Raw genomic sequence first — 18,759 nt, 5'->3', positions numbered from 1 at the left:
CCATTCTATTGAACAGATATGGATTAGGCGATCCCTGCCGTTCCAGCAGTTAAGAGACGAATGGCTTCGTTTCTCAGATTTTTTCCTGCGTTCACATCTCTTTGATGGAATGTTTGGCAAGATGGACATTCCCACTCACGCAAAGCGAGATGTTTTACGTCTTTATGTTTGTAACCACAACAAGAGCAAAGCTGACTACTTGCAAAGTTCTTGGCAACGACAACTATTTGCTTGCCGTACCACTTTGCTTTGTATTCGAGCATCTTTCTAAATTGCGACCAAGATACTTCGCTGATGGCCTTTGCAAGATTTCCGTTTTTCAGCATATTAGATACAGACAAATCTTCGATTCCGATAATGTCGTGGTTTTTGACAATTTCGGTTGAAATTTTGTCTAAGTAATCCTTCCTTGCATTGGCAATTCGTTCATGGATTCGTGCTACCTTGATTCGTTGTTTATTCCAGTTCGAACCGCCTTTTGTACGTCTGGACAGGATACGCTGTGCTTTCGCCAACTTTTCCTCCAAAACACAAAAAAATCTAGGATTAGCGTAGACGGTTCCATCTGAAAGGGTAGCAAAATCCTTGATGCCTACATCTACTCCGCAAGTTGAACTTGTCTTAGGAAGTTCTTGTACCTCTGTTTCAGCTACGATGGATAAAAAATATTTCCCACTCGGATTTCGTCTGACTGTTGCACTGATTATACGCCCTTGTACTTCCCGACTTTTCGCAAAGCGGACAAGTCCTAATTTGGGAAGTTGTACTTGATTTCCTTTCACAGTGATATTCCCATTTGTGTATTTTGTTTTGTAAGATTGTACACGATTCCGTTTGCTTTTGAAGCGTGGAACTGCATTTTGCTTCTTGAAAAAGCGATCAAACGCATCTGCCAAGTTTTCAAGAGAAGACTGCAAAGCAATACTATCTGGTTCTTTGAGCCAAATGTATTCTTTCTTTAGTTGTGGGAGTTGTTTTGAACACTTGTTATAGGAGAGTCCCTTTCCTGTTTCTTGATAGGAGTTGTTCCAAAGAGACAAAAAGTGGTTGAACACGAAGCGAGAACAGCCAATTGTTTTATTAATAAGGGTTGCTTGTTCTTCGGTTGGATAGAGACGAAACTTGTATGCTTTATGAATTAACATTGTATTCCACCCCCTTTTAACATACCTATTATACCAAACATTAGTTCGAAAAGGAAATAGAAGAAGGAAAAAACATACCATTTTTCATCCCTTCCCTACTCACTTTTGCCCTTCACTTTCCTTGAAGAAATGGTGTTCTCGCCTATTTTTTGATAAAAACCTGGAATTATTACTAGCTTATTATCCCAAAACAAAGAACAAGTGAAGAGGCACTTGTTCTTTTTAATTGCACTTCCATATCCCTTTTGAATTTCCAGAGGCAGATAACGTCTATTGCTAAACCTATCTCACTCTTCTGGCCTGAATGTTGCATACACAATTTCTTTAAGCGTAGTTTGACTTAGCCCGCGGATAGAAATATCTGTTCCTTTCCCCTGATCGTACGCCGTAAAGCTGAGCGCCTTTTCGCCGGAATTAATGAATACTTCAATGGCATGAAGATCAATAAATACTTCAAGTGCTACCTCTTCCTGTAAAGCATTACAGCATTCTGAAATGTCGATTTGACTAGACTCGCCGTAGTCAGATGCAAATGAAACAACAGCATTCTCTACATCTACATGTATTCGAGTCGCTTTGTCTTCACTTTTATTAAGCTCCAACTGAAACTTTTGCTTCTCTAAGATTGAAGCATTCACACGCAAGTAAGCTGCCTTTCCACCATGAAAATCAATTGTTTCATTCATTTTTAAGGTAGCATTTTTATGAATTGCTCTATGTCCAAAATAGCTGTCTATCTCCCGGATTGGTCGTTGGATGAGCTTATTATCCTTCAAGGTTAGCACCCTTGGTAATGACATCATACCATTAAACCCATAATCCCTTGGCGGTGCGGCTTGATTCCATCTTTGCATCCAGCCAATTATGATTCTTTCGCCATTTTTCCCCTCAGTGGATTGCGGAGCATAGAAATTGTGACCGTAATCAAGAAGACCCTGATGTTCCAGTTCGAAACTTCCCTTCTCATAATCCATCTCGCCAATTACATAAGCTGTCTTATGAATCACTTCTCCTTGGAATTTCGGGTCACATGGCATGATTGAAAAAATCAATACATCCTTTCCATCTATACGAAACAGGTCTGGGCATTCTAGCATCATATTCTCGTCAAACTTAGATTGATAAATGGAAGAGTGGAACGTCCAGTCAAACAAGTTGAGTGACTGGAACATAATAATTTCTCCGCGTCTTTCAGCATTTCTCACTGCTAAGACGCAAAAATAAACGCCGTCCACTTCCAAAACCTTTGGATCTCGAAAGTCACACATCATATAGCCTTCAGGTAATTCTTTTTCACCAATGATAGGGTTTTTTTGATATTTTTCAAACTGAATCCCATCTTCGGAAAACGCAAGACATTGATGTTCGATAATTTGAGATTCATCTTTATCAAAGCCCATATTAGGATCAAGATGACCTGTATACATTAAAAATAGTTTTCCATCCTTTTCAATGGCACTCCCTGAAAAGCAGCCATTGGCATCATACAGCTTATCGTTCGCCAGCGCTACCGGCTTATGGTGCCAATTCACGAAATCATTTGTCGTCGCGTGTCCCCAATGCATATCATTCCAGACAATATCATAAGGGTTATACTGATAAAACAGATGATATTCTCCTTGGTAAAAGGAAAAGCCATTCGGGTCATTCATCCATCCAATTTCAGGGGTAAAGTGAAACATCGGCCTATTTCTTACTGTTTCTTTATGTTTTTGTATATAAGTGTTCGCTGCCGTTAACTTATTCATCATAACCCTCCTTATTTGATACCGCTTCGCATTGAACCTTCCACAATATATCTTTGGAAAACAATATACAAAATCACAATTGGAATCGTAACAATTGTCAATGCAGCCATAATATGACTTGTGAATATATTGTACTTATCGCTGAACACTGCGTTCAGTGCAACTTGGATTGGCATTAAATCCGCATTGGAAAGTGCCATTACCGGCCATAAGAAATCGTTCCAAGACGCTAAGAATGTTAATATCCCTACTGTTACATACATATTTAAGCTCGAAGGCACAACAATTCGGAAAAAGCAGCCGATCTCACCTAGTCCATCAATTTTGGCAGATTCAATCAATTCACCTGGAAAAGAGAGAAAATGTTGTCTAAATAAGAAGATATTCATGACATTTACCAAAAACGGAATCAGGTATCCTGGCACTGTATTAATGAGTCCCATCTCGTTCACGACTAAGAATAACGGAAGAATCGTAGCTTCAATCGGAACAATCATTAACGCAATGATAATAATTAAAATCGTATCCTTAAAGGGAAATTCAAATCTTGCTAAAGCATATCCCGCTAACGAATTAATCGTTAAGCCGAAAACAACAGTGATGGCTGCGTAAATTAAACTGTTCAGCAAATTTCCAAAAATATTGTAAAAGCCAAGCAACTCCGTATAAGACTTCAGTGATAAATCCGAAAAGTTAGGAATGATTGCAAAAATCGTACTAGCATCCCTGTATATAACCTCATCAATTTTGAAGGAAGAAAGAATCATCCAAATGAGAGGAATAAGGAATTGCAGCGCTACAACTACAGCTAACAAGTAAAATAGGGTTTTCTTTAATATTTTCACGCCGCTTCCTCCTTAAATAGCTTTTTAATTCCTATTGATACAACAACTAAGAAAACTGTAAACACAAGCGTAATCGCACTTGCATAACCAATATTTCTATGACGGAAACCATACTCATAGATGTATTGTAAGAGAGTAATTGTCGAATAATCCGGTCCTCCGCCAGTCATAACCATTGGTTGTACAATCAGTTTAAACGCTTGAATAGTCGTTGTGATAACTAGAAACATTGTGATTGGCTTTAAAGAAGGTAGGGTAATATACAAAAACTTATGCCATGTATTTGCCCCATCAATATCTGCTGCTTCATATAAGCTAGGGTCAATATTCTTTAATCCCGCTAAGAAAATCATCATCTGATAGCCGCAGCCAGACCAAGCTGAGATAAAAACAATAGACAGCATCGCTTGGCTAGAACTTGTGAGAAAAGGCTGTTTTGGCAGGCCGATATTCGCAAGCATTTGATTCATTAAGCCTGACGTCGGATTTAGCATAACTGTCCAAAGAATTGAAATGACAACTAAAGATAATACCGCTGGTGAAAAATAGGCTGCTCTAAAGAAACTATTGCCTTTGATTTTCTTATTCGCAATTAGGGCGAGACCGAGGGCCATGGAAAGCTGAAGAGGCACTACAAGCACTACGAATTTCAATGTATTGAAGAAACTTGTCCGTAAAACCTCATCCGTTAGCATTCTAGTAAAGTTGTTCATACCAATAAATTGTTTGGCGTTAGGCTTCAATAAATAATAATCTGTGAACGCATACGTAAATGCTAAGATAATTGGCAGCACAATAAAGAGCGATGCTAACACCACTGCAGGAGTTAAAAATCCAAATGCTGTCGTGACTTCACTTCGTTTGTAACGCTGTGCATGGAGATTTCTCACCTTGACAAACCGTTTCAGACCTAGATTTCCCATCTTTAGATTACTCACTATTCCACATCCTTTGTATACAGAGGCGGGGTGTGACCCCGCCTCTTAATTTCATATCCTATTTTCTATATTTCTCAAACTCCGCATCGACTTTCTTAACAGCTTCGTCTAAATATTTTTTAATTGTTTCTGAATCTGTCGTTTTATTTTGAGCAATTTTCAAGATGACATCTTTTGAAAATGTTTCAGATAGGTATGGATAGCCTGGTGATACAGGGCGAGCCTTGTTTGTCTTTTCCGCTTGGTACTTCAACACCTTCCAAGCTTCATTAGCGTACGGATTATCAGTTGCTGTATTAATCGCATCAATGGAATTTACTCTCGTTGGAATAGAGCCGTTTTTCTCATAATATTCTTTAGCGGCTTCATCATTTGTGAGCCATTCCATCACTTCTACAACCTGCTTAACCCGTTTTTTATCTTCAATTTGACCGTTTCTAACAAATGCCCAGCTGCCTGATGGTGTGTATAAATCATTATGTCCTTCATCCATCTTCGGATATCTAACAGTTCTAAATTTAAGGTTTGGATAATTATTCTTAATTTCGTTTACATACCAGAAGCCAGCTACAGCTAATGCTGATTTCCCGCTATGGAAGGTTTTTTCAGATTCTGCCGCATTTGCTAATGGATGATCTTTAAATAGTTGCGCAAATTTTGTTAAAGATTCAACACTCTTTTTGCTGTTCAAAACGCCATCTACAGTCACACCATCTTTATCTACAATATTGGTGTCATTTCCCCATAATAATGGTGTAAAGTAATAGGTTCCCAATTCATAAGCTCCAGCGGTAATATCCGTTAACAGCAAGCTAGTTGCAACTTCATAATTCTTATAAGCGGGATCGTTTGTTGTCTTCGCAAAATCATCAATCTTTCTAGAAAGATTTACGAACTCATCCCATGTCCAATCTTCATCAGGACCTGGTACCATTGCTTTCACATCTGCCGGTAAGGCATTAATCATATCTTCGTTGTACATAATAGCAACACCGGAATCTGAGTAACCCATCGCATAAAACTTACCGTCTACCGTTCCTTGATCAATAATGCCCTTGGTAAAACCCTCTTTAAATCCTTTTGTCATATGGCCATCTAACTCACCAATTACACCTGATTCCACGTATGCTGCTACATCTGGACCATCAAGTGTAAAAATATCAGGCATGTCATTAGCAGTAATAGCCGCATTCAACTTATCAATATATCCTGAACCAGCGCCAGCTCTTGTAATATTTTTAATCTCAACTTTTGGCTTGTCCGGATGTTCCGCATTATAGCTCTTAATACGATCTGCAAACATTTTTCCCTCTGGATGATCTGCCGCCGCTTGTGTCCAAACGACAATTTTGTCATCAGCTCCACCCGCAGACTGCTTGGAAGAACTGCAGCCCACTAACGAAGCTGCTAACACTACCCCTGAAACTAACGAGACTAACTTTTTCATAGTTTCATAGAACCCCCTTTGTTATCGCTTTCTTTTTTGTGTGAAGTTTAGATTGACAATACGCTGACGAATCTATTGTCTTTTCGTATTGCTGATCTCTTAGACTTCCTGGATTGATTGTATAATTTATAAAACGCTTTCAAAATGAGGCATTCTTTTTATTTATGTTTAAATTTCTATGATTTGTGCAGTCCTGGCAGTTTGATTATCATTTCGTTTCATAGCAAAAAAGCCGACATAGGATTGTCGACTCATTTTGAACATATGTAATGTATTAGCCTATTGAATTATCGAAAAATTGTATCACCATCTCCGCTCATCCCCATATCCTATATCACATTACCCAACAGGATGTGATTTTTATGGGCGTAGAGCTAGTCGCGATTCATTGGATGTACGTTGTCTTTTTACTTCTCATTATCGGCTGCTTTTTGCTTCGCAAGGACACAACTCTTATTTCCATCGTCATGATTTTCCTTCTCGGCCTTATTGCAACCGGCTCCATCAGCAAGGCGGTTAGCACTATTTTTAACAGTTTTGTTTTCTCCATCACTGAACTATTGCCAACCATTCTTATCATTTCGATTATCGTTTCAATGAGTAACCTGTTAATCCGAACTGGCATTAATGATGTTATGATTTCGCCATTCGCAAGCCTTATCCGTACGCCAACGCTTGCCTATTGGATTATCGGGATTGTGATGATGGTCATTTCCTTGTTCTTTTGGCCATCTCCTGCGGTTGCTTTAATGGGTGCGGTCCTATTGCCTGTTGCACTGCGCGTCGGCTTGCCGGCAATTGGCGTCGCAATCGCAATGAACCTATTTGGCCACGGCATCGCTTTATCTGGGGACTTTGTGATTCAGGGTGCACCGAAGCTAACTGCAGATGCGGCCGGTATTCCTGTTTCTGATGTTGTATCGGCAAGCTTGCCGCTCGTGATCATTATGGGCGTTGTCACAACGGTTACAGCCTTCATCTTCCTCCGCCGTGATATGAAAAAGGGGGGCGATTTCAATGCAACTACTGAGGCAATTGCCGAAGATAATCTAGAGGAAACAGAAGCTATTTTTTTATCGAAAACAACAAAACGCTTCTGGGCGGTCCTTATTCCTGTTTTGTATGCGATTGATATTTATTTGATGGTTCGCTTTGATTTGCAGGGGGGCGATGCAACAGCATTGATTGGCGGTACGACAATCGTGATTATGCTGTTTATTCTTTCACTGGCATATAAAGGAACAGCTTTGGAACAAACAACGAGCTATTTAATTGAAGGGTTACAATTCGGCTTTAAAATCTTCGGTCCCGTCATTCCGATTGCTGCATTGTTCTATCTGGGTGATAGCGGCTTTACGAAAATTGTTGGAGACTTCCTGCCGAAGGGCTCCCATGGCATTATTAACGACCTTGGCGTCGCTTTATCCCATTCCATTCCTGTCAACGCCAATATTGCAGCTGTCGCGCTCACTGTGATCGGTGCCATTACAGGTCTTGATGGCTCTGGTTTCTCGGGTATTTCCCTAGCCGGGTCTATCGCCAATTTATTTGGTACAGCACTTGGTCATGGCACTGCTACGTTAACAGCGCTTGGGCAAGTTGCAGCAATCTGGATTGGCGGCGGTACGCTTATTCCTTGGGCGCTGATCCCAGCTGCAGCAATTTGTAAAGTAGATCCTTTCGAGCTGGCGCGTCGCAATTTCCTCCCTGTTGTCATCGGGCTTATTGTCACAACAATCGCAGCGATGTTTTTTATATAGGTTCTGCTACATTGAGTTTTACCTAAAGAAAACTCGTCGATTAGCAAGCTCTACTTATAATTTAAATTTCTCACTACGTCGAACTGTCTTCTAGCTAAAAATTTATCCTTTCTTAAAGTGTAAACGCATGAATCCCCTGCTCAACAGGGGATTCAGATCACGTATTAAATGTATGCCCTTTTCTGCCACCTTATTAATCTTTAGTGATCGATCTACTTTTTCTGTACTCCTCATGTACTACTATCTCCGTCAGCTATTTTTATGCAAATTCTATCAAGAAGCGGAATCACTATAAAAATTTTCAGTATAATAAGGCTCCGACTCGTTATTAAAGGCCACTCCGATCCCTAAATATTTATAATTTTCCTGGAGGATGTTTTCTCTGTGCCCTAAAGAATTCATCAGTCCTTCGTGGGCAAAGATGCTGCTGAACTGACCATATGCCAGATTTTCACCAGCTGTAATAAAACGAATATTGTCTTGCTCCATACGATCAAACGGAGATTGGCCTTGTAAATTTGTATGGCTAAAATAGTGATTTTCCGCCATGTCCAAGCTATGTTCCCGAGCCGTTTCTCTTACATGATCATCCCATGTTAAAATAGACAGTCCGTGATTTTTTCTTGAAGCGTTTGTTAAATCAAACAACTGATATTCAAAGCCTTCTTGTAGCTGCTGGCTTGATTTGGTATAAAGAGCATTTTTATTTTGTTCCAATTCTGCATCGATAATCTGAATGGCTGTAACCGTATTGTTTTCATGCTTATCATAAAAAATTGTGACATAGCTATTGTCGAGTTGGAATACATCGTATTCTCCATTACCATTAATCTCATAGTTGATCAAACCTTTTCTCATAATTGATTCAGGAGTACCGAGATGCTCCTGAACCGATTGCTTAGGGCTTCCCAGTTTTATTCCCGTTGAAGAGGCAATCAAATCTTGATTGGTATAAAGGCCGCGAACGATATTTTTTTCATCATAAGCAACCATGATAAAATTTTGATAGTTTTCATGATAGGCTGCCCAGATGACACCATATTCATTTTCTGAAATTCGCTTCGGCTTACCAGTTTCCTGCTCAACATCAGCTCTTGATTCACCTAATTCAATATTATAAATTGAAAATATTTGATCTGTAGGGGCTGTTAACTCTGGTGTTTCAACGTTCGTATTTTTTGATTCTGACTGCGAATTATCAGACGGCGTAAATAGAGAATCCAACCGCTGATTTAGGGCATCCAGCGCAAAATTGATATCTGGATTTTCTTTTACCAAATCGACTGTAGAACGAATAGAATCCACTACAGAGGAAGGAATAAATTGTTGAACTGATTCTTCCCATAACGGCTTTGAAACATAGCCGATAAAAACAATCATTACTAATAAAATAAACCGTTTCACAACTACACTCTCCAATTCCACAAAACTGAAGACAAAAAGATTGCAAAGCAATTCTTCAAAAATGCTTTGCAATCTTTCCATGTCTCTAAATCTTATATTGTTACAATCGATCAGAATCCTTCTTGTCCTGTAGCTCTTGCAGATTTGAAAAAAACAGCCTGTTTTTCTGGTCAAGCGATTGTCTTTTTAATTAAATTTCTCCACAATTTTTGCCTTTATTAGCTGCTTTAGTTTAAGTATACTATTTCACAATTAGACTATCATTAATAAACTGTTTCGCTTGAGACACACCATCCTCGTAAAATTCACGGGTTTCCACAAAATATTCAAATAATCCACGATGAATTGTAGGTTGAATTGTTTGCACTTTAATCGGTTTGTACTCCTTATACGGTTTATTTTCTGATTCTGGACGAACCAGCTTATTTCCGTATTCAATAAGTTTATTGATTCGAGAAATATCATTAAGCTCTGCATAGAGGGCATTTTTAAATAACATCTTCAATTTAAGGTCTTCGCTATCAAAGAAGTTATCGATTGGGTCCAGAGATTTTCCCAGTGGTGCTACTGTCACCAAAATAATCTCGTCGGCTACTACCAACGGAGACAAAACTGGATTATATTGATAAGCTCCATCATACTCCCCTTTAAAGTCTCCATATTGAAGCAGCTGCAAGCACGCTCTCACACCATCCGGAGTTATTGGTTTGACCTCAAAATTTTCCCTATTAGTTAATTCCATTGTATTCAGAGCACGTTCGTTCACATACAAAACTGCCTGATCGTTATTAACATTATAGGCATTCATAATAATACCCACTTCCTCATTGGTCGAAAAACAATGGGCAATATCATCAAAAAATTGTTGAGGAAATTCAGATTTATAAATTTTGTTAGGGAAGCAGAAGTTAATCCATTCCTCCAATTTCAAAAAAGGCCAGTTATCAGACAATCTTTCAAAAGTGTTGAGGTAATTAGGAGAAAATTTTTGCGGAACGCCCAAATATGCGTATTGCATGAATTTGAAAAACGTTGGGATTCCATTTTCTTCAGATTTAAAATACTCATCGTAATGCTTTTCAATAGCATTAGGGTCTTCTTGCAAAAAATAATACGCTGACAATATAGCACCGCTCGTAGCTGAAATCAAGTCTGGCTTAATCCCCTCTTTTCGAAGCGTTTGGAGTGCCCCGGCCGCAAATGAGTTCATTCCCCCAATGCCTTGTAAAGCTAAAGCTAACATAGTAAACCACTCCCAATTGAAAAAATTTTGATCTTACCTAATCCAATTCTTTACAAGGGGAGCGGATACCTTCTAGATATATAACGGTTCCAAGCAAAAAACACCAATTTTCTACGCTAGGAGAACCTCAACCTAAAAAAGAGTTCTTAGCGTTTATAAGAAAAGTGGACAAGACCCGCCTTTTGGGTGGGCCGGAGTAAAAGGCGCTTTTTTCCTTTTGCGGAGGTTCAGCCCGGAGTCTGCCATTTTGGGTCTTGGGAGCTAGACATCACTCCGAAAAGTTATACTTTCTTAAAGTGTAAAGACTCACTAGTATCTATCCTAGTGGAATTTTTTCCTTTAACCTGCTTTAACGTCGCTACTATAAGAAAACTAACAATCACTAATAGGAGCCATGAACTCACCTTTCCGAGATGAACGAGACTCCATGCATCGGTTTGGTTTGGATATTCCCAAGCTCCAAAGAACGTGGCAATATTTTCGGCTACCCATATAAAAAATCCGATGAGCACAAAGGAAAGTGCGATCGGCATCCGGTAACGAGTTCCATTAACCTCATATGTAACCCATGATTGCCAAAAAACGATAACTACAAGTCCAGATAACCACCAACGAACGTCAATCCAATAATGGTGGATGAAAAAATTCAAATAAATCGCAGTCGCAAGAGGTACAACTACCAAAAATGGCGGCCACTTAACCAGTTCCACCTTAAACCTCCTCCACGCCTGGCAAAGATAACTCGCTACACTTGCGTACATGAATCCGCTATACAAAGGCACTCCAAAAATTTTGAAATATCCTTCCTCTGGATAAGACCAGGATCCCATATGTACCTTAAAGAGCTCAAGAGCAAGTCCAATAAGGTGGAACAACGTGATAACCTTTAGTTCATCCCGTGTTTCAAGTCCAAAACGCACCATCCACCACTGCATCAGCAGGCAGATGATGAGCAGCCAGTCATAACGTGGCAGGAAGGGAGGTGGCATGATCTGTGTAAAAGCCAAAGAGGCAAAAATAACGACAGGAAACAAACATGATAGGGCCTGCTCCCAACCAAAACGAACGAGCTGTTTTAGTGCTCTCATGATTTGTGCCTCCAAAGGTTTTTTCTGAGTATATAAGTCCTGCTTCGTATCGTAGCTAAATAGAGAACCTTGTTTACTTTCCATCCAAAGCACCTCAACTTATTTATTGTCAATTTGACTTTAACACGTAATTTATCGTTTTACAATAAAAAAATATTGATTTTTATTATATTGTTATTGTTATAGAATTATCCTTTTCATTGCAGACAAGATAAAAAGCACTCCCCCATTACAGGAAAGTGCTCTATAACTTTAAACTATTCAATTTATAATTTATAATCTGTTCAACTAATCTGCTAATTAGTATTGCATCTTATACTATAAATTTGGCTCTATAAACAATCTAAAAACGCGAATTTCGTATAAAATCCGCGTTTTGTTGATGAGGATAGTTAACTATGTATTAAGTAACTATTATGAATTGAGTTATGTTACTTGCTAAAATCTCTTTGAGCTCCCATATAGCTTCCAATTAAATTTTGATAACCAGGAAGTTGTCTAGAGAGTAAAGCGCCAAAACCTTCAACATCGTTGCGCCAATCGCGTTGTAATTCGCACGCTACGCTAAACCAGTTCATAAGCTGAACTCCACCATGGGCCATGCGCATTAATGCCGCGTCTGCTACTTGTTTGCTAAACGTTCCAGAAGCATCGGTTACAACGAACACCTCATACCCCGCGTTTATAGCAGAAAGTGCTGGGAAAGCAACGCAAACATCAGTAACTACGCCCGCGATAATTAGTTGTTTTTTACCCGTTGCTTCAATGGCTCTAACAAATTCTTCATTGTCCCATGCATTAATTTGTCCAGGACGAGCTATTTTTGGTGCATCAGGAAAAAGCTCAACCAATTCTTGCATGAGTGGGCCATTAGGTCCGTTTTCAAAGCTTGTTGTTAAAATAACCGGTAAATCAAAAAACTTAGCGGTATTAGCAAGGGCCAAAACATTGTTCTTGAACTCATCAACACCATAGTCACGCACTAGGCCGGAAATAAGGCCGTTTTGATGATCCACTAGCAGAACGGCGGCATCATTTTTAGAAAGACGAGAATAGAGATCAGACATTTTATAGTCCCCCTTTAATTAATGTAATCGAAGAAAGTTCATATATTGGCAAATTTACCTTAAACTCCTTCGGTTGTTACAATCCGTTTATGGGTATTGATTGTTTTCATTGGCTTATCTATAAACTTATAAAGTGTTAACAGTATTAAAGAAAATGAAAAATCAGCACAAAAAATTACTTGATGATGTTCGAGATTCTTTGGTTAATCTAGAACAGGAGTGTGATCAATCCAGTGAATAAATTGTTGTAAATAACGCTCAAGATATCGTTTTGTTTTTTCGTCAGTAAGTATTTTCTGATCGGAGTCAATCTTTTCATGCACTTGTGAAATCAGCACTTTTTGAAATGGAAGAATATGAGTTTGCATGGCTTCTAGTATTTGTCTAATTTGCATTTGAGCAAAGGCAGTCCCTAATCCCCCGGGAGTTGCGCCGATTAAGCCAACCGGTTTTCTACTAAGAACGGAGGACCTTGAAGGTCTTGATGCCCAGTCCAATGCATTTTTTAGCGCGCCTGGAATTCCAGAATTGTACTCTGGACTTACAATAATGATACCGTCAACGTCCTGAATAGCGGATTTAAATGCTGCTACTGTTTCTGGATCACCGCCAATTTCTAAGTCTTCGTTAAACAAAGGAAGCTCGTTGATTTCGATCCAGCGAAATTGAGCGGCATCACTCATATCTGTCAATGATTGAGCAATAATTCGGTTATACGAATTTTTTCGTAAACTTCCACAAATCAGGCCAATAGTTTTAGGCATACAGATTCCCTCCTTGTTTGAAATCACCTTTCATGATACTATACTCTAGAGATTATGGAAAGGATTTCTAAAAATGGAAGATAAAAAAGTGACATGGTTAGAGCTGTTTTATGACTTGCTATTTGTGGCAGCAGTTGCTACTGCTACTCATGTCTTACTTCATGTTGAAAAAGGATATATTCATCCAGCGTATTTATTAAAGTTTGCCCTAATATTTATTCCAATATGGTGGGCTTGGACTGGCCAAACCATGTTTATTAATCGGTTTGGCCAAGATTTTTTGCATCAACGTATTTTTATGATTCTGCAAATGTTATTTGTACTTATTATGATATCAAGCCTATCGGTAGATTTTGATCAATATTATTTCTCTTTTCTGATTGGCTATATTGGACTAAGAGCATTAACAGCAATCCAATATCTTGTTGTGCAAAATCTTGAAAACGGGGATAGAAAAAAGGTTGCTAGGTTTTTAGGAGCACGTTTTGGGATTGGGGCCTTTCTCTCATTTCTCTCTATCTTTTTTGATTCATGGGTTCGATATGCCGTGTTATATGCAGGAATTATTGTTGATATAGTTTTACCTATTTTAGGACATAAGTATTTGGTAAGAGTCACGACTAATACCGCTCATTTGTTAGAACGTTTTGCTTTACTGACATTAATCCTGTTTGGAGAATCGGTCGTCAGCATCCTTGCTGTGCTGCAACCACAAAAAGGGGATTGGCATTCAATCTTATTTTCAATTATTTCATTTGTTCTTATTATTTCAATGTGGTGGCAGTATTTTGATAATGTAGAAAAGAAGGTAAACAAGTCCATTGAAGGAACAGGGCAAACGATTATTTACGGACATTTATTTATTCTAATGTCTTTGAGCATGATTGCAGCATCTATCAAACTCATGTTTTTACATGAGATTCATTATACATTTATCTTATATTTTGTCTTCGGTTCTGTATTGCTCTATTTCATTGCGACTTCCATTGTTTTTCATCAATACAGGTATGAACAGCACCGTTTGAAAATTTATCATTTAGGGCTGTTTTTAGGGACTTTAGCAGCATTTTTTATTATTAATTTGATCATGACAGTTCCATACATTGTCATAATGGGAGAATTAACACTATTTTTTATCATCTATGCTAAATTTACAACCACTTAATAGAATACAGTTCGTTCAAGATTTAATAGATTCGTTTCTCGTATTTTCCTATCCACTCCTCTATTTCAGGTAAAGAAAACTCGCTGATTGGCAAGCCCTACTTATACTGTATTCCTAAAATTTCCTACAGTGAAATAAAAATGGGTTAACCAATTGAATTGATTAACTCATCTTTCAGCTGATGCCTGCACACAATAGCAGGCTTGCCACATCCAGATTCAGACCATCCGGAACACGAATAACAGAATCCTCCATTAAAACCATTTTTCGACTATACTCACCGTATGTTGGCGTACCATCGTGGTCTAATCAATTATAAGTTGAGATAACACCTTTCGTACAATATTGCTCCTCACCACTGAGGGAGTATTCACATTCTCCGCAGGAATCAACAAAGCAGCCAACGCCAACACAATCCTTTCCTGTTAACATTGAATAATTCGGATGCATATGAACCGATTTCTCCATGTTCAGTTGCTTATACATAGCAACATTGATGCATTAACGAACATCTATCTAAGGATTCCCCTTCTTCAAGCCTGTGAAGGGTGAAGCCCAAGGAGAAGGAGGGGACAAATTTCGGTTAGTCGCAGTCTAAAGTATTGCATTACAGAAACATACGTTCTATAATAGTTAGATATGGAAGGGTGGTGACGACAGTGTTGTTGAATCAAAAATATGAGATATTCTCAACAGAAGAACAAAAGGAAATGTTAGACCGTTGGCTGCAATACTGCCGTCAAACGTATAATTCTGCCCTCTTAGACAAAGAACGTAAATATAAATAAAAGTAGAAGGTGGAATTGAAGAAAATGAAGCAATACAATACGCGTGCCATTATGGCTTCTCTGCTTATCTGCGGTTTCGTTGGTATGTTCAGTGAGACGGCTCTCAACATTGCAATTAGTAATTTAATGGATGTGTTCCAAATTTCAGCTGCAACCGCACAATGGTTAACGACAGGTTTCCTGCTTACTCTCGGCATTCTGATGCCGATGACCGGGTTGCTGCTACAATGGTTTACAACAAGGCAATTATTTATCGGTTCTCTTGTAAGCTCGATTGTCGGCACTTTAATTGCGGCACTCGCGTTCAATTTTGAAATTCTGATAGTCGCTCGCATTCTACAAGCGATCGGCATGGGTCTGCTGATTCCGCTCATGTTCAATACAATCCTAGTTGTGTATCCACCTGAGAAGCGTGGAGCGGCGATGGGCTTCGTTGGACTTGTCATCATGTTCGCACCGGCGACTGGTCCGACCGTAGCTGGTATCTTAATTGAATATTTAACATGGCATTATATCTTTTGGCTATCACTGCCGTTTTTGATCATTGGGCTGTTGGTAGGGCTGAAGTATTTGGAGAACGTCACCGAGGTCACGAAGCCCCGCATCGATCTACTGTCCGTCGTATTATCAACGATTGGCTTTGGCGGTGTCGTCTTCGGTTTCAGCAAGGCTGGCGAAGGTACGGATGGCTGGAACAACCCGGTCGTAGTCACTTCAATCGTCGTCGGGCTAATCGCGCTCGTAGTGTTCACGCTACGGCAGAAGGCTATGCGTGAACCAATGATGGACCTGCGTGTCTTTAAATACCCAATGTACAACGTGGGGCTGCTTTTGGTACTATCGTGTATGATGATCATCTTGTCTAGCATGATTATTTTGCCAATGTTTCTTCAGAACGGAATGAAGCTGTCCGCATTCACTACCGGACTTATGCTGCTGCCGGGCAGTGCACTGAACGGCATCCTGTCACCGCGCATGGGGCGTTTGTTCGACAGGTATGGGCCGAAGTGGCTGGTGATTCCGGGCCTCGTCATTGTTGCTATAACGTTATGGTTCTTCTCCAGCATATCGACAGCGTCTTCGATTGCTTTTATCGTTTCCTTGCATATCGGGCTCATGATCGGCATCTCAATGGTTTGGATGCCAGCGCAGACGAATGGCCTGAACCAACTGCCACCGGAGCTATACCCGCACGGTACGGCAGTCATAAATACGCTTCAGCAAGTCGCAGGTGCAATTGGCACAGCGGTTGCGATTATCATCCTTACGAGCGGTATGGAGAAGTATTTGCACAACTCCCCCGCGCCGACTGAAAACACTGAGGTGGCTAACGCCATGATGTTCGGTTCACAACATGTGTTCTTGTTTACGTTAGTTGTGACGCTAATCGGTCTGGCCATGGCGTTCTTCATCCGCCGTGTTGTAGTTAACCGTGCGACGATGAATTCGATGCATTGATATTTCAAAGGGAGCCTGTGGGCTCCCTTTTCTCTTCGGTATCGTAAAATAACATGCTTCCTTTGGCTGTTAAGGTAATGCCGCGATTATGTCTACAAAACAAGATTGCTTGAAAATCGGCCTCCAGCTGCTGCATTTTCATAATGATATTAGACTGTGCATATTGAAGCTCTCTTGCTGCCTGTGAAATACTGCCCAACTTTGCAACAGTCTGGAAAATTTTTAGCGTATGCAAATCTCTCCAAATCTCTCCTCCTCGGTATATCTATATTCCTTTTGTCATCTAATTTACTGATAGCTGATATCAATTTTATGTATTATACCAGATAACCAAAAAAAGCTATGCTTAAATATAGAATACATTTTAATGGGAGGTGAAGCTTTGAAGAAGCAATCCTTTCTTTTTTTAATGGGGGGAATATTCTCTTTAATTATTGCTATGGGGATTGGCAGATTTGCTTATACTCCCCTTCTTCCGCTTATGCAAAAAGATCTCTCTTTTTCAAATGCTGTTGCTGGTTACCTAGCCTCAAGCAATTACGCAGGATATTTGCTTGGAGCAATTTTAGCAGGGGCCATTCCTTTGAAGCAGCATAGAACGATTTCCCTGAGAATAAGTCTAATCGTCAGTATTTTCACGACTGCCCTCATGGGTCTAGCATACTCTCATTTACTTTGGTATGTACTTCGTTTTCTATCAGGGCTTGCCAGTGCTTTTGTGTTTGTCTTAGCCTCTGGTATCGTGTTAGATAAACTCGCTGCTAGAAACAAGACAAATTGGTCGGGCTTGTTCTATGGAGGGGTAGGATGTGGAATCTTTTTATCCAGTCTGCTGATTCCTGGTTTGAGCCATTCATTTCAGTGGGAAGGAACATGGATAGGACTCGCTGCCCTAAGCGGCATCCTTGCATGTTTCGTTTGGTTTTGGCTCACCGATACCTCCAATATCGTTGAGATGAAACATAAACAAGAGATTTTTGCACAAGTTCCGCCCACTAGGTGGCTCCTGTGGCTAACTATTGCGTATGGATTAGAAGGATTGGGTTACATTGTTACAGGCACGTTTATTGTATCGATCGCTGAAAAGACCTCAGCCTTTCATAGCGATGCTACCTTAGTTTGGATGATGGTGGGAGTGGCTGCGATTCCATCTTGTTTCATTTGGTCCTTACTTGCTAAAAAATGGGGATACGTTACATCCTTAGTGCTTGCAATGACCTTGCAATCCCTTGGTATTGTAATGCCAGTCTTCTGGATGTCGCAAATGAGTTTAGTAATAAGTGCCTTATTATTCGGAGCTACATTTATGGGGATAACCACACTTGCTACAACATTGGCACGACAAATGAATCCATCTAATAGCAGTCGGATCATTGGCAATCTTACCGCTATTTATGCTGTTGGACAAATGATAGGGCCAACCATTGCTGGAGTCTTATCATCATTCACTCAAGACTTTAATGGAGCATTGATAGAAGCAGCTAGTGTTGTATTAGTTGGGGCCGGTTTACTTTTAAATGGCATTCCATTTGAGAGGAAAGCTAATGTAAAAAATTCATCCATACACTAAAAATGAACAGTGGTAATGGATGAGTTAATACTGATAATTGGGACATTACAGGAGAAACAATAACAGCTCGCAGAAGCAATAGTCCGTAAAAAATAATAACAAGGCCTCCTTTGAACTGCAAAATTAGGAAACAAAAAAGCAGGAGAATTCATTCACGAATTTTCCTGCTTTAATTATCCACGCTATTTATTAAGCTGTCCAGTTATAAAGAATCATCTATATCACATCCGAAAATATTGCAATAATGCAACGGAAGCGAACATAAATAGCTCTGACTAACTTAACATTAGCAGCCGTTAGTCGAACAAAAAAGCGATTCATTTACAAAC

Annotated in this window: 15 protein-coding genes and 2 pseudogenes; 5 read left to right on the top strand and 12 right to left on the bottom strand. The window is 39.6% G+C overall.

From position 1 onward, the window contains the following. Positions 1-23: 23 nt before the first annotated feature. From tnpB to AAHB12_RS03215, 5 genes are all read right to left on the bottom strand, one after another. Positions 24-1,145, bottom strand: a complete 1,122-nt coding sequence (gene tnpB / locus AAHB12_RS03235) for an IS200/IS605 family element RNA-guided endonuclease TnpB (RefSeq protein ID WP_342044284.1) — start codon at positions 1,143-1,145, stop codon at positions 24-26. Between the two features lie 287 nt (positions 1,146-1,432). Continuing rightward, complete coding sequence (locus tag AAHB12_RS03230) at positions 1,433-2,896, bottom strand: glycoside hydrolase family 32 protein (RefSeq protein WP_342044283.1); 1,464 nt, start codon at positions 2,894-2,896, stop codon at positions 1,433-1,435. Positions 2,897-2,904: 8 nt separating this feature from the next. Next, entirely contained in the window at positions 2,905-3,738 is an 834-nt protein-coding gene (locus AAHB12_RS03225) for a carbohydrate ABC transporter permease (RefSeq protein ID WP_129726838.1), read from the bottom strand. Next, the gene (locus AAHB12_RS03220) at positions 3,735-4,676 is read right to left on the bottom strand and encodes a carbohydrate ABC transporter permease (RefSeq protein WP_246040179.1); all 942 of its coding nucleotides are present in this window, start codon (positions 4,674-4,676) and stop codon (positions 3,735-3,737) included. Before AAHB12_RS03220 ends, AAHB12_RS03225 begins: the two co-directional genes overlap by 4 nt. 58 nt (positions 4,677-4,734) lie before the next feature. Then, complete coding sequence (locus AAHB12_RS03215) at positions 4,735-6,123, bottom strand: ABC transporter substrate-binding protein (protein WP_129726839.1); 1,389 nt, start codon at positions 6,121-6,123, stop codon at positions 4,735-4,737. A gap of 362 nt (positions 6,124-6,485) precedes the next feature. Here AAHB12_RS03215 and AAHB12_RS03210 point away from each other — a divergent pair, with 362 nt between their 5' ends. After that, a complete protein-coding gene (locus AAHB12_RS03210) occupies positions 6,486-7,883 on the top strand; it encodes a hypothetical protein (RefSeq protein ID WP_342044282.1) in 1,398 nt (465 codons plus the stop codon). A 273-nt stretch (positions 7,884-8,156) separates the two neighbouring features. Here the strand turns inward: AAHB12_RS03210 and AAHB12_RS03205 are convergent, their stop codons facing one another. The 5 genes from AAHB12_RS03205 to AAHB12_RS03185 form a co-directional block, all read right to left on the bottom strand. Further along, the gene (locus tag AAHB12_RS03205) at positions 8,157-9,368 is read right to left on the bottom strand and encodes a CAP domain-containing protein (RefSeq protein WP_446715507.1); all 1,212 of its coding nucleotides are present in this window, start codon (positions 9,366-9,368) and stop codon (positions 8,157-8,159) included. A 160-nt stretch (positions 9,369-9,528) separates the two neighbouring features. Further along, complete coding sequence (locus AAHB12_RS03200) at positions 9,529-10,530, bottom strand: patatin-like phospholipase family protein (protein WP_342044281.1); 1,002 nt, start codon at positions 10,528-10,530, stop codon at positions 9,529-9,531. Between the two features lie 281 nt (positions 10,531-10,811). Continuing rightward, a complete protein-coding gene (locus tag AAHB12_RS03195) occupies positions 10,812-11,618 on the bottom strand; it encodes a DUF817 domain-containing protein (protein WP_342044280.1) in 807 nt (268 codons plus the stop codon). A gap of 431 nt (positions 11,619-12,049) precedes the next feature. Next, positions 12,050-12,685: an isochorismate family cysteine hydrolase YcaC gene (ycaC, locus tag AAHB12_RS03190; protein WP_129726843.1), complete on the bottom strand. Its 636-nt coding sequence runs from the start codon at positions 12,683-12,685 to the stop codon at positions 12,050-12,052. A 203-nt stretch (positions 12,686-12,888) separates the two neighbouring features. Beyond that, complete coding sequence (locus tag AAHB12_RS03185) at positions 12,889-13,449, bottom strand: NADPH-dependent FMN reductase (RefSeq protein ID WP_342044279.1); 561 nt, start codon at positions 13,447-13,449, stop codon at positions 12,889-12,891. Between the two features lie 73 nt (positions 13,450-13,522). Between AAHB12_RS03185 and AAHB12_RS03180 the strand changes: the two genes are divergently transcribed. Beyond that, positions 13,523-14,614, top strand: coding sequence for a low temperature requirement protein A (locus tag AAHB12_RS03180; RefSeq protein WP_342044278.1), 1,092 nt, complete (start codon positions 13,523-13,525; stop codon positions 14,612-14,614). A 177-nt stretch (positions 14,615-14,791) separates the two neighbouring features. Here AAHB12_RS03180 and AAHB12_RS03175 read toward each other — a convergent pair. Further along, positions 14,792-15,031: pseudogene (locus AAHB12_RS03175) on the bottom strand (alcohol dehydrogenase); the annotation flags it as partial. A gap of 242 nt (positions 15,032-15,273) precedes the next feature. Here AAHB12_RS03175 and AAHB12_RS03170 point away from each other — a divergent pair. Next, a pseudogene (locus AAHB12_RS03170) lies at positions 15,274-15,399 on the top strand (helix-turn-helix domain-containing protein); the annotation flags it as partial. 27 nt (positions 15,400-15,426) lie between these two features. Next, the gene (locus AAHB12_RS03165) at positions 15,427-16,860 is read left to right on the top strand and encodes a DHA2 family efflux MFS transporter permease subunit (RefSeq protein ID WP_342044277.1); all 1,434 of its coding nucleotides are present in this window, start codon (positions 15,427-15,429) and stop codon (positions 16,858-16,860) included. 4 nt (positions 16,861-16,864) lie between these two features. Here the strand turns inward: AAHB12_RS03165 and AAHB12_RS03160 are convergent, their stop codons facing one another. Continuing rightward, a complete protein-coding gene (locus tag AAHB12_RS03160; protein WP_246040180.1) occupies positions 16,865-17,095 on the bottom strand; it encodes a helix-turn-helix domain-containing protein in 231 nt (76 codons plus the stop codon). Between the two features lie 147 nt (positions 17,096-17,242). Here AAHB12_RS03160 and AAHB12_RS03155 point away from each other — a divergent pair, with 147 nt between their 5' ends. Next, positions 17,243-18,430 (top strand): YbfB/YjiJ family MFS transporter, encoded by a 1,188-nt coding sequence (locus AAHB12_RS03155; RefSeq protein WP_342044276.1) that lies wholly within the window; start codon positions 17,243-17,245, stop codon positions 18,428-18,430. Positions 18,431-18,759 lie beyond the last annotated feature (329 nt).

This window comes from Bacillus sp. OTU530, from assembly GCF_038440375.1.
The sequence above is the reverse complement of the archived record's forward strand: the minus strand, read 5'-3'. Positions and strand labels throughout refer to the sequence as shown.